This window comes from Leisingera sp. F5, assembly GCF_001593695.1.
In genome coordinates this window covers 24,862-36,956 of the sequence record NZ_LUKH01000017.1, presented here as the reverse complement: position 1 = coordinate 36,956, position 12,095 = coordinate 24,862, and the positions used below count along the sequence as shown (strand labels likewise).

The following is a 12,095-nucleotide window of genomic DNA, read 5'->3' as shown; positions in this document are numbered from 1 at the left end:
CTAAAACGCGTCCCGCCGCCTCAGGATCCAGCCTTCGTGCGGGGCGGAGAGTCTTGAGCGTTCCAGATAGGTTTCCAGCTGCCGTTCCGGCAGGCCGAGAGCCCGGCCCATCACAGCCAGGCGCAGCCAAAGATCCCCGTCAAGCGGCTGCCGGACCAGCGCCGCCTCAAGCTGGCGCAGAGCGGCTTTCCGGGCTGCAACGGCCTCCGGGTCCGGCGCCGGCAGCAGCGGGTCCAGCCCCTTTGCCGCCGCAATCAGATCCGCCGCGTATAACTGCAGAACCGCTTTGCTGCGCAGCAGATGCGGATCAAACACCGCTGCCGCACCGGCTGGCGCAGCCAGCAGCGCCGCCACCAGTCTGCTGTCCGCCGCCGCCAGCCGCCCGGCCCCGGCCTCTGCGGCCAGACGGTGATGCGCCTGGTGGTTCAAATGGCTGCGCAAACCCTGCCATTGCAGCCCTGCGCACAGGGCCGCCAGCGCCAGCAGCAGGGCCTTAGCGGTCATGGTAATAGCGGGCGTAGGCCCTCCCGTAGCCATAAGACGACCCCTCGCAACTGCCATAGGCAGAGGCCTTTTTCGCGTCGAACATATTCAGAAAGGCACCATAGCACTTGCCGTGCAGCCGCGGATCGCTGTCCAGGATAGCGGCGGCATGGTTCACATCGGCGGCCCCCCATTTGGCGACAAAAAACAGCCCGTCCAGATTGTGCAGAACCGCCCGCGCATCCACCACCGGCCCCAGCGGCGGCAGATCGACAATCACACAGTCATAAACCGCCGCACAGGCGGCCAGAAGATGCTCCATCGCCGGGCCGCCCAGCAGCTCGCCGGTATGCACCGCCCGGCCCGGCCGGTTCGGCAGGATATGGGCGCCGGTCTCTTGTTCGACGCACAGCACATCCTGCCAGTCCGCGCCGTCCAGCAGCACATCCGCCAGGCCCTGCTCAATACCGCCCGCCAGCGACCGGGTCAGGCCCGGATTGCGCAAATCGCCGTCGATCAGCATGACAGAGGCGCCCTGCGCCGCCAGCAGGGCCGCGAAATTGGCGGCGGCGGTTGTTTTGCCTTCGCCGGGAAAACAGGACACCACTCCGATGATCTGGCTGGCACCGCGCTGCGGCGCCTTCAGCGTCAGGCTCATCCTGCCGGTGCGCAGCGTCTCCGCAAACCCCGACAGCGGCTTGTCCGCGCCATAGCGCAGGATGCCGGGAAACAGCACCTCCCGCCGGTTAAGCTGCAGGTCCCCCGCCTCCGGCTGGTGCCGCGGTGCCGCAATCTTCTCCAGCCCGCCCAGGAACTCCAGCCCAAGGATCTCTCTGATCTGATCTTCCGTGCGCAGCCTCGTGTCCACCGCCTCCCGCACAGCACTCCAGCCCGCCGCCAGCAAGACCCCAAGAATGCCGGCAAGGGCCGTGATCTTTGCCAGCTGCGGCGAGCTTGGGTATTCAGGCACCCGCGCCGGGTTCAGGATCCGCGCATCCGACACCGGAAAGCTCTGCTCCTGCAGCGATTGCTGATAGCGCTGCAGGAAACTGGTATAAAGGCTGCGCACGGTCTCGGCATTGCGTTCCAGTTCGCGCAGCTCAACCAGGGTTGTGTTGTCCGCCCCCAGCTGTTCGGCGGCCACCGCCTGCGCGGCTTCCAGGCTGGCCAGCTGCTCGCGGGCTTCATGCACATCATTGCGGGCCACCACTTCTGAACGTTTGATCTCTTCGAACATCAGCCCTTCCAGCTGGATCAGCTCGCGCTGGCGCCGCCGGGTCTGCGCGTGATCGGCGCCCAGGCTGCTGCGCAGATAGTTAAAGTCCCGCAAGGTCTCCAGATACTGGCTGCGCAGGTTTGCGGTGATCGACTGGCTCGCGGTTGAGCTGACAAAGGCCGAGGTGTCATTCTGCGTGACGATCTCATTCAGCCGGTTGCTGCGGGCTTGCAGCGCCAGCAGCTCCGCCCGCAGATCCGCCACCTGCTTGTTCAGCAGCTCCAGCTCGATATCCGACGACAGATCGCCGCCCGCCCCTGCCAGATTGTTTTCGCGCCGGAAGCTGTCGACCGCCTTGTCCAGCAGGCCAGATTGCAGCCGCAGCTGGTCCGACCGCTCCTTCAGCCAGTTGGTGGCGCGCTGGGTCGCCTCGTATTTCGAGGCCAGCTGATCCTCGATATAGGCATTGGCAACCGCATTGGCGATCCGCGCCGACAGCGCCGGGGAGACCGAGGTATAGGTGATCTGCAGAACCCGGCTGCGCTGCACTTGGCGCACGGAAACATTGTCCCGCAGCAGGCTGACGGCATCCTGCCGGGCGGCTTCCGCCAGTTCCTGCGGCGTCAGCGGAATGGCGGGCTGCGCGTCCTGCATCCAGGACACAGCCGCTGCCGCCGCCAGCCGCAGCAGATCTTTCACCCCCTCAGCAAGCCGCCCCGGGCCGGTCGTGGGTTCGCTCAGTAATTCGCCATTTTGCACCAGGTCCAGCGCGGCAACCACCCGCGCCGCGATCTGCTCGGACCGCAGCACTTGGATTTCCGTGGTGATCTGGTCCTCGTCCAGCCGGACCCCCGACACCCCCGACAGTTCGCGGGCGTTTTCCGCATCCGCAGAGCCGACGCTGATATGGGCCGAGGCGGTGTAGACCGGCGTTGCCGTCGCCACATAGGCAACCCCCAGCATCAGCCCGCAGACCAGCCCCAGCAGCAGCACCGGCCAGCGCCGCCGCGCCACCGCAAAGATCCGCATCAGGTCAAGACCGTCGTCCTGCGCCCCGCCGCCGTCCGGCGTCTGCGGCACCCGCATCGGTTCATGGGTCATCTTTTGCATTTGGCACCTGAATACTGACAAACGGCTGTCCGCAAACGCAGCTCTTGCCCGGAAACCACCTAGCCGGCCGGGCTGACAGCGCCGCCCGGCACCCCGGTGCCGGTGGCCGGCGTGCCGCCTGCTGCCGCAGCACCGCCGCCGATATCCGCCGCGCCGCCGCCCGCCGCCGCATCCGCGGCCCCAAGCCCGGCGCCGGGCGCCCCTGGCGCAGCGGGATTTGTGGCCGCTGTCTGCACATCCCCCGAAGCGGCAGTGAACCCCGCCGCCAGCCCGGCAGAGGGAGATTGCGCAACCGCCACAAGGATGGCCGCGCCCTGCTGAAAATTCCCTTCCGCCGTCATCTGGCTTGCGGCCTGCGCCAGGCCTGCGCCAACGGCCGCGGCCTGCTCGGCGCTGACCCCCTCCGCAGAGGCCAGGCCGGCAATCCTGGCCGCCGTGCCCGGATCCGTCAGGGCGACTGAGGCAATCAGTGCCGCCAGATCATCCTCTTGGGTCAGAAATCCTGCCGGATCGGCCAGGAACAGCGCCAGCGCCGCCGGGCTTGCCTCCACCCGGAGAGGCGGGTTTTCCGCCCGGCCCGCGCCACTTGCCCCGTCTGCGCCGCCTGCACTGACCGCGCCTTCCGCCGTCTGCGCGGAAGCGGGCGGCGGAAACACTGCAATGGCTGCAACAAACCCGGCCGCCAGCACCTGACGGGCTCCTGAAGAAAACGCAAAACTCATATCATGACCTCAAATGCCCAATTCACGGCGCGGACAGGTCCGCGCGCCTGCTTTCAATGGATGCACCTATTGCGTGTATAAATAACCACCCTAACCTGCCGGACTGATGCGCTTTGAATTAAATCCCCGAAAAATTGCACTTATGCCTCTTTCCCGGCCCTCCCCAGACGGTCAGGCGGTCAAAACCTCAAAACCGTCATTGCGAACCGCAACCGCACTCAGCTTCCCGGTTGCAAAAGCACCGGTATCCACGCAAATCCGGCCGCCTTGCGTGCGCACATCCTCAACAATCGTGTGGCCATGGACAATCCAGACCCCGTCCTGGCGCGGCACCCGCCCGAAATTGCTGTGGCCCCAAACCAGATCGTAATCCTCTTGCGCCTCCATTGGCCGGGCCGGGTCCGCCCCCGCATGCACCGCCGTCAGGTTGCCGCTCTGCCAATAGGCCGGCAGGGCGCGGATCCAGCTGATCAGCCCGGCACCCAGCCTGTTTTGCAAACTTTCGCGCGCCGCAATCCAGTTCAGTTCCGGCATCCCCGCATGCACCGCTTCAATGCCAAAGCTGGCCAGCGTCTGGCGGCCGCCATGCCGCAGCCAGCCCGGCCCTTCGCCCAGCGGATCGTCCAGAAACCCCAGCAGCATGTCCTCGTGGTTGCCGCGCAGGCAGACCACCTCCGGATCGCCGGCCTGCATCCCGTGCAGCGCCTGCAGCACCTGAGCACTGCTTTCGCCCCGGTCGATGTAATCGCCCAGGAACACCAGCCGCCCGCAGTCCGGCCGCACCGCAATCCGGTCCAGCAGCCGGCCCAGCAGATCATAACAGCCGTGAATGTCTCCCACCGCCACAAAATCTTCTGCCGGGGCCAGGGGGGCAAACGCCGCGTCCTGGCGCCTGCTTGCTTTATTGCGGAACCGATTGAAAAACCCATGCATGAAGCGCGCCCGCCTTAATTGGACAGGTTCGACAGATCGCCGTCGATCTGCACTGTATCGCCCGAAATCGTGGTCGCCAGCCCGAAGAATTTGCTGACCGCAACCGAGTCGGCATTGGAGACATAAACCACATCCCCGTCCCGCACGTCGAAATTCCGGGCCATGAAGAAACTGTCAGGCTTGCGGAAATTGGCCCGGTAAACCGTTGGAATATCGTGCTGTTCAAATCCGGAAACATCCACACCCATCTCCTTCAGCGCATGGCGGTGCTCGGTGCGGTAGATGAACACATGCGCCGGGTCCGCCTGGTTGTCATCCAGGCCGACCGCCTGGGCAACCGCGCCGTTCAGATCCACGGTGGCCGCGCCAAAGGTGAATTCCCCCACCGTGCCGGTGGCGCCGAAGGCATAGAATTTCTTGCTCTCGCTGGAGATATTGATGTTGTCTCCCGGCGCCACAAAGACGTTTTCACGCGGATTGGCTGTCAGCGCCTCATAGGCGATCTTGGCGCTTTGCCGCCCGCGCGACAGGGTGACAAACGTCTCGTGATCCTCGCCGGTGATGCCGCCCGCCTGGGCGACCAGATCCAGCACCCGGTCGCCGCTGTTGCGCAGGGTGAACACGCCGGCCTCCTCCACCTCGCCGATCACCGAGGCGCGCGGGTAATTCGCCTCAACCACCTCGATTGTCACCGCCGGGTTGATTGCTTTCTCCTCCAGCTGGCGCTCGATGATATCCTCCACCGCCGAGGGGGTATTGCCGGCCGCCCGGATCTTGCCCGCATAGGGCACCGAAATCATGCCGTCGCGGCCGATTTCCTGGGCTGGCAGGGTGACAAAATTGCCCGGCCGCACCCCGGCTTCCTTGGGGATGAACAGCCCGCCCGACTGGTCCTCGAAAATGGTGATCTGTATCACATCGCCCGCGCCCAGCCGGATGCTCGGCACCTCGGCGCTGCTGGCGCCAAAGGTCGCAAACGAGCTGCTGTCGTCCTTGGTGACAAACGGGATAACCTCCCGGTTCACATCAACAACCACATAGTTATAGCCCAGCGTCGCGTCTTCGGCCTGCAAATGACTGGAGGATTTTTCCAGTATCGCGGTCTCATCCGGGCCGTTGCGGGGCAGAAAGCTGCACCCGCCCGCAACAAGAGGCACAAGCAACAGGCCAAGGGTTCGTTTGCAAATCATCGGGTTCTCAATTCTACGCGTCCAAAGCATTTTGCACAGGCTGTGTGCATACCACCCTGACGGCCTTTCTAGCAGAGATTGACAAAAATAAAGAGTTCTAATAAAATTTTATGATTCATTTGCGGATTGAGTTGTATAACCTCAATGCGTGCATTTGTTTCGCAATATTTTAACTCAATTCTGCAATCACCAGACTCTCCCCCATGCTATCTGTCCAAGTTTACTGTCCCGCTGAAACCTCTCTGCCCCGCAGCTGCCCGGCAAAGCTACTACTACTCCGCTATCGCAGGGTGATCCCGCTGCCGGCCGGCCGGGCGGTGTAAACGTGCTGCAAAAATCCGCCTATGCGCTCTCTCCGCACCGCTACCGGGATTTTTGCCGGGCCGGTCTGACAGCTGTCCTGTTCCTGGCGGCGCTGTTCAACGGCTCGGTTTCCCCGCCCTATACGCAGATAACCGGAGGCCTGGCGGCGCTGCTGGCCCTGTTCTGCCTGCCGGCCGGGCCACTTTCCGCCGGCATCCGCCCCCTGATGCAAGGCACCGCGCTGATCCTGGCTCTGGCAGCGCTTTGGGGCGGGCTGCAGATAGTTCCGCTGCCCATCGGCCCGCTAACCCACCCGGTCTGGCAGCAGGCCGGCGCCGCGCTGGATCTCGGCGCAGGCTATCTCTCCGTCAACCCGTTGCGCACCCTGGCGGCGCTGCCGGCGCTGATCCTGCCCGGCCTGGTCTTTCTTTGCACCCTGATCCTGTGCCAGTCCCCCCGCTCCGCCAAGCGCGTCTGGATCATGCTGTCCCTGACCGGCGCCGCCATTGTGCTGCTGTCCATTGTGCTTGAGGTGTTTTTTCCCCAGGCACAGGTCTTTACCAGCTACCCGGTCAGCCACGGCAGCTTTTCCGGCGTGTTTGTGAACCGCAATGCAGCCGCCTCGTTTTTCGGCCTCACGGCTTTTGCCCTGGTCGGCAGCCTTCAGATCCTCAAACCCGCGCCCCGGTTGCGGTGGCCCGGCCCGGCCCCCTCCCCTGCCCGCATCAATCTTGTGCAGCCGGCGCTTTGGCTGCTGCTGTTTGCGGTGCTGACCGCCATCATCGCAACCCGGTCGCGGGCCGGCACCCTGCTCAGCCTGCCGCTGCTGGTTCTGTGCCTGGCCATTATCTCGGCCCAAGCGCAGCGGCATGGCCGGGCCGGCCGGGTGCTGCTGGTGCTGGGCGGCGGATGCCTGCTGCTGGTCCTGTTCGGCGAGCCGGTGTTCTCGCGGCTTGATGGCGCCGCCCGTGATCCGCGCTGGTGCGCCTGGGCCGGCACGCTGGCTGCGATCCGGGACAACCTGTGGACCGGCACCGGCTTTGGCACCTTTGCCGAAGTGTTTCCCGGCTACCGGGATCCGGCCTGCCTTGGCACCGAAGGCAGCTGGCACAGGGCCCATAACTCCTATCTTGAACTCATCCTGGGGTTCGGCCTGCCTGCCGCCCTGCTGCTGCTGGCCCTTAGCCTCCGGCTGATTCTGAAAAGCTGCCTCACCGGCCTGCGGCGGCGGCGCTCCCTGCGCGCTATCCCGGTGCTGACCCTGGGCGCACTGGCCTTTGTCTCAACCCATTCGCTGGTGGACTTCCCGCTGCAAATCCCCGGCATCGCCTATTATTCCGCCACCCTGCTGGGCGCCGGCTGCGCCATCTCGGTCCTGGAAACCCCGCAGCGCCAGTGATCCAGCAAAACCCGTGGCGAAAGGCACTGCCGAGACAACAGCTTCCGCTTCAGCCCAAGGGCGGCCTGCCGCTCGCGGCGGGCTTGAACCAGCACATCCAGCACGAACTCCTCCTGATCAACGGCCCGCCAAGGCCAATGCTTGCCGCCTCCGATCGAGATGACAACTTCGTCCAGATGCTGTTTGCCGCCGAGCCTGACAACTGACCGGAGACGGATCGTTTTCAAGAACTACCACCCGAATTTTTCCGCCCCCGCCCGCACTGCCTGATGTGCCGCGATGATGCCGCGCTCCAACAGAAGGTCTTCAACCATGCGCAGGCTCAGGCAAACCGGAAATACGGCCAGACAGTGTAAGCAATCACGTCAGGCGGGAAACGGTGACAGCGATAGAGGCGGGTATCAGCCATGCCGCCATGTCGCATTTAGCACAGACCGCCACATTAACTTTATTGTGCCTTAGCGACAGCCTTGCACAGGGAGCAATAGGACCAAGTTCCCCGTTATTTGACCCGGAGAGCCCGGGCTCATTCAGACAAGGGAAAGACTGCGGTGCGTTTCACGGTGCCGTAGACAAAACTGGTGTCGATCGATGCGATGCCGCCAATCGGGTGAATACGGTGGCGGATGAAATTTTCATAGGCTTCCAGGTCAGGCACCAGAACGCGCAACTGATAGTCCATTGCGCCGGTCAGCACGTGGCACTCCAGCACCTCTTCGATCATCTGCATCCGCCGTTCGAAGTTCTGAACGTCCGTTTCGTTATGCCGTTCCAGGCGGATACGGACAAAGACAGTGATCGCCAGCCCGCAGGCGGCGGCATCTGCATCGGCGCTGTAACCGCGGATAATCCCCTTGGCCTCCAGGTTCCGGACCCGCCGCAGGCACGGCGACGGGGACAGGTTGACCGCCTCGGCAAGCTCTTGGTTTGTCATCCGCCCGTCCTGCTGCAGGGCGCGGATGATCTGTCTGTCCTTGTTATCCATGAGGACCCCGTATTGGCAGTATCTGCCAATAATTACATTCATTGAAGCATACTTCGCAATACATTACCCTTCAATACGGCGTATTATGGCTGAAATAAGATTGAGGAGACAGCCATGACCCGCCCCAACGGCTTTGCCACCCGCGCCATTCACCATGCCTATGACCCGCAGGATCACGAGGGCGCATTGACGCCGCCGTTGCACCTTACCTCGACCTTTGCATTCGAGACTGCCGAGGCAGGCGGCGAGATGTTTGCGGGGGAGCGCGCGGGCCATATCTACAGCCGTATCTCAAACCCGACCTGCGATCTGCTGGAGCAGCGCATCGCCACGCTGGAGGGGGCAGAAGCGGGCTTGGCGCTGGCCAGCGGCATGGGGGCGGTGACCGCTGTGCTGTGGACGCTGCTGTCGCCAGGGGACGAGGTCATCGTCGACAAGACGCTTTATGGCTGCACCTTTGCCTTCATGCGCCACGGGCTGGCGAAATGGGGCGTCACCATCACCCATGTCGACATGAGCGATCTGGACAACCTGCGCAAGGCGGTCTCCGGCAAGACGCGGGTGGTCTACTTTGAAACGCCGGCCAATCCCAACATGCGGCTGGTGGATATCGCCGCGGCGGCAGAAATCGCCCATGCTGCCGGCGCCCAGCTGGTGGTCGACAACACCTATTCCACCCCGTATCTGACCCGGCCGATTGAGCTGGGCGCGGATATTGTGCTGCATTCCGCCACCAAATACCTCGGCGGCCATGGCGATGTGGTGGCCGGGCTGGTTGCGGGCCGCGCCGAGCAGATTGCCGAAATCCGTCTGGTCGGCATGAAGGACATGACCGGCGCGGTGATGGCGCCGTTCAATGCGATGCTGATCCTGCGCGGTCTGAAGACGCTGAACCTGCGGATGGACCGCCACTGCGCCTCGGCCAAGGTGGTGGCAGACTTCCTCGCCGCCCATCCGGCGGTTCGCACGATGCACTTCCCAGGCCTCAAAAGCTTCCCGCAGCATGACATTGCGGAACGCCAGATGGACCAGCCCGGCGCGATGATCGCCTTTGAGGTCGAAGGCGGGCTGGCCGGCGGCATTGCCTTGATGAACGGTCTGCAAATGATCCAGCGCGCGGTGTCGCTGGGCGATGCCGAAACCCTGATCCAGCACCCTGCTTCGATGACCCATTCGACCTATACGCCGGAAGAGCGCGCCGAACATGGCATCAGCGACGGGCTGATCCGCCTGTCCGTCGGCCTGGAAGAGGTCGAGGACATTCTGGCTGATCTGGCGCAGGCCCTGCCCGCCCCGGTGCAGCACGCCGCCGAATAAGGAGAACGCCATGCGCCCGGATCTGACCCATCTGAAAACCATTGAGCAGCGGCTTTTGTGGCTGTCGCATTGGATGATCCACAACGCCAACCACATCCGTCCCAATCCGGACGGGATCAAGGTGGGCGGGCATCAGGCCTCCTCCGCCTCGATGGTGTCGATCATGACAGCGCTGTATTTCTCGGCCTTGCGGCCCGAGGACCGGGTGGCGGTGAAACCGCATGCCTCGCCGGTCTTTCACGCGATGCAATACCTGATGGGCAGCCAAACCCGCGAAAAGATGGAAAACTTCCGCGGCTTTGGCGGGGTGCAAAGCTATCCCAGCCGGACCAAGGATGTGGACGACGTGGATTTCTCCACCGGGTCCGTCGGGCTGGGTGTCGGCATCACCGCGCTGGCGTCCATGGTTCAGGATTTCATCGCGGCCAAGGACTGGGGCACCGGAACCAGGCTGGGCCGCATGGTGGCGCTGGCGGGTGACGCGGAGCTGGACGAGGGCAATGTCTATGAGGTGCTGCAGGAGGGCTGGAAAAACGGCCTGCGCAACACCTGGTGGATCATCGACTATAACCGCCAGTCGCTGGACGGGATCGTGCGCGAAGGCCTGTTCGAGCGGATTGAGAAGATTTTCGATGCCTTCGGCTGGGATGTGGTGCGGGTGAAATACGGCGCCCTGCAGCGGGCTGCTTTCGCAGAGCCAGGCGGGGCGGCCTTGCGTGCCTGGATCGACGCCTGCCCGAACCAGGAGTACTCGGCGCTGACCTACATGGGCGGTGCGGTCTGGCGCCAGCGGCTGCTGGATGACCTGGGCGACCAGGGCGACCAGGGCGACCAGGGCGACCAGGGCGCGGTCACCGCTTTGATAGACCGCCGCAATGATGCGGAACTGGCCGCGCTGATGGAAAACCTCGGCGGCAACTGCGTGGAGACCATGGCGGATACATTCGCCGCCATAGACCACGAGCGCCCGGTCTGTTTCCTGGCCTATACGGTCAAGGGCTGGGGCACGCCGATTGCCGGTCACAAGGACAACCACGGCGGGCTGATGACTAAGGCCCAGATGGCCGAGTGGCAATCCCATATGGGAGTGCCGGACGGCCAGGAATGGGAGCCTTTTACAACAGTTGCCGATGTACCCGCGCTGCAGGCATTCCTTGGCCGCGTCCCATTCTTTTCCGAAGGTCCGCGCCGGTACTCCGAGGCTCCGCTAACGGTGCCTGCTGTGGCAGTGGATACATCCCGCGAAATCTCGACCCAGATGGCCTTTGGCAAAATCATGGATGCGCTGGCGCGCGGGGACAGCGAACTGGCGCAGCGGATCATGACCACCTCGCCGGATGTGACCGGCACCACCGGGCTGGGGCCTTGGGTCAACCGGCGCAAGCTGTTTGCCCGCGAGGCGCAGGCCGATGCCTTTATCGAGCACCGCATTCCCTCCACCGCCAAGTGGAACTTTGCCCCCGAAGGCCAGCATCTGGAGCTGGGCATTGCCGAGATGAACCTGTTCCTGCTGCTGGGGGCGGCAGGGCTGGCGCACAGCCTTTGGGGCAAACGTGTGATCCCGGTCGGCACGGTCTATGACCCATTTGTCTGCCGCGGTCTCGATGCGCTGAACTATGCCTGTTACCAGGATGCGCGCTTCATGATCGCAGGCACGCCGTCGGGGGTGACGCTTGCGCCCGAGGGCGGCGCGCATCAATCCATCAGCACACCGCTGATCGGCATGAGCCAGGACGGGCTGGCGGCCTTTGAACCCGCCTTTGCCGATGAACTGGCGGTGATCATGGAATGGGCCTTTGGCTATTTGCAGCGGGATGGCGGCGGCGACCCGGACGAACGGACCTGGCTCAGGGATGAGACCGGCGGGTCGGTCTATCTGCGGCTTAGCACCAAACCGCTGGAACAGCCGGGCACACGCGCCGATGATGATTTCCGCCAAGGCGCCATCGACGGTGCTTACTGGCTGCGCAAGCCCGGACCCAATTGTTCGGTTGTGATCGCCTATCAAGGCGCGGTGGCGGACGAGGCGATTGCCGCCGCCGGCATGATCGGCGGCGTGCGGCGGGATATCGGCGTGCTGGCCGTCACCTCAGCGGACCGTTTGAATGCAGGCTGGACCGCCGCCCAGCGGGAACGCGCCCGCGGCAATCCGGCTGCCCTCTCGCATATCGAACAGTTGCTGCGGGATCTGCCTGCCCATTGCACCCTGGTCACCGTGATCGACGGCCATCCGGCAACCCTCGCCTGGCTTGGCGCCGTGGCCGGGCACAAGACGGTCCCGCACGGGGTGGAGCACTTTGGCCAGACCGGGACAATCGGCGATCTGTCCCGCCATTTCCGGATCGACAGGGAGGCAATCGTCAAATCCATCGATGGTCTGACAGCGGGCCGCAAGGCGGCGCTGATGCCGGTCAGCCACGGCTGACGCTGATCAAGC

The 12,095-nt window shown here is 64.1% G+C and carries 10 protein-coding genes; 3 read left to right on the top strand and 7 right to left on the bottom strand.

The features are described from left to right. The 5 genes from A2I95_RS13485 to A2I95_RS13465 all read right to left on the bottom strand — a co-directional run bounded on the left by A2I95_RS13485 (position 1) and on the right by A2I95_RS13465 (position 5,654). Positions 1–504, bottom strand: coding sequence for a hypothetical protein (locus A2I95_RS13485; protein WP_291730348.1), 504 nt, complete (start codon positions 502–504; stop codon positions 1–3). After that, on the bottom strand, positions 494–2,809 hold the full coding sequence (locus A2I95_RS13480) for a GNVR domain-containing protein (protein WP_291730347.1): 2,316 nt from the start codon (positions 2,807–2,809) through the stop codon (positions 494–496). The genes A2I95_RS13485 and A2I95_RS13480 overlap by 11 nt, the downstream gene beginning before the upstream one ends. 59 nt (positions 2,810–2,868) lie before the next feature. Then, positions 2,869–3,531: a hypothetical protein gene (locus A2I95_RS13475; protein ID WP_291730346.1), complete on the bottom strand. Its 663-nt coding sequence runs from the start codon at positions 3,529–3,531 to the stop codon at positions 2,869–2,871. Positions 3,532–3,702: 171 nt separating this feature from the next. Continuing rightward, positions 3,703–4,464: a metallophosphoesterase family protein gene (locus A2I95_RS13470; protein WP_291730345.1), complete on the bottom strand. Its 762-nt coding sequence runs from the start codon at positions 4,462–4,464 to the stop codon at positions 3,703–3,705. Between the two features lie 14 nt (positions 4,465–4,478). After that, positions 4,479–5,654 (bottom strand): polysaccharide biosynthesis/export family protein, encoded by a 1,176-nt coding sequence (locus tag A2I95_RS13465; RefSeq protein WP_291730344.1) that lies wholly within the window; start codon positions 5,652–5,654, stop codon positions 4,479–4,481. A 325-nt stretch (positions 5,655–5,979) separates the two neighbouring features. Between A2I95_RS13465 and A2I95_RS13460 the strand changes: the two genes are divergently transcribed. Continuing rightward, positions 5,980–7,356, top strand: coding sequence for an O-antigen ligase (locus A2I95_RS13460; protein WP_291730343.1), 1,377 nt, complete (start codon positions 5,980–5,982; stop codon positions 7,354–7,356). Here the strand turns inward: A2I95_RS13460 and A2I95_RS42550 are convergent. Further along, complete coding sequence (locus A2I95_RS42550) at positions 7,290–7,583, bottom strand: DDE-type integrase/transposase/recombinase (RefSeq protein ID WP_367151519.1); 294 nt, start codon at positions 7,581–7,583, stop codon at positions 7,290–7,292. The two genes, A2I95_RS13460 and A2I95_RS42550, sit on opposite strands and share 67 nt — an antisense overlap. Positions 7,584–7,882: 299 nt before the next feature. Further along, entirely contained in the window at positions 7,883–8,341 is a 459-nt protein-coding gene (locus A2I95_RS13450) for an Lrp/AsnC family transcriptional regulator (protein ID WP_291730340.1), read from the bottom strand. Positions 8,342–8,455: 114 nt separating this feature from the next. On the opposite strand from A2I95_RS13450, the gene A2I95_RS13445 reads away from it, so the two are divergent. Both A2I95_RS13445 and A2I95_RS13440 read left to right on the top strand, forming a co-directional pair. Beyond that, complete coding sequence (locus A2I95_RS13445; RefSeq protein WP_291730339.1) at positions 8,456–9,658, top strand: methionine gamma-lyase; 1,203 nt, start codon at positions 8,456–8,458, stop codon at positions 9,656–9,658. 10 nt (positions 9,659–9,668) lie between these two features. Beyond that, positions 9,669–12,083 (top strand): transketolase, encoded by a 2,415-nt coding sequence (locus tag A2I95_RS13440; RefSeq protein WP_291730338.1) that lies wholly within the window; start codon positions 9,669–9,671, stop codon positions 12,081–12,083. The last annotated feature ends 12 nt before the right edge of the window (positions 12,084–12,095 follow it).

Bases quoted from the DNA above. Each gene is read 5' to 3' on its own strand.
- A2I95_RS13485 (WP_291730348.1), bottom strand. From the start codon at position 504: ATGACCGCTAAGGCCCTGCTGCTGGCGCTGGCGGCCCTGTGCGCAGGG.
- A2I95_RS13480 (WP_291730347.1), bottom strand. From the start codon at position 2,809: ATGCAAAAGATGACCCATGAACCGATGCGGGTGCCGCAGACGCCGGAC.
- A2I95_RS13475 (WP_291730346.1), bottom strand. From the start codon at position 3,531: ATGAGTTTTGCGTTTTCTTCAGGAGCCCGTCAGGTGCTGGCGGCCGGG.
- A2I95_RS13470 (WP_291730345.1), bottom strand. From the start codon at position 4,464: ATGCATGGGTTTTTCAATCGGTTCCGCAATAAAGCAAGCAGGCGCCAG.
- A2I95_RS13465 (WP_291730344.1), bottom strand. From the start codon at position 5,654: ATGATTTGCAAACGAACCCTTGGCCTGTTGCTTGTGCCTCTTGTTGCG.
- A2I95_RS13450 (WP_291730340.1), bottom strand. From the start codon at position 8,341: ATGGATAACAAGGACAGACAGATCATCCGCGCCCTGCAGCAGGACGGG.
- A2I95_RS13445 (WP_291730339.1), top strand. From the start codon at position 8,456: ATGACCCGCCCCAACGGCTTTGCCACCCGCGCCATTCACCATGCCTAT.
- A2I95_RS13440 (WP_291730338.1), top strand. From the start codon at position 9,669: ATGCGCCCGGATCTGACCCATCTGAAAACCATTGAGCAGCGGCTTTTG.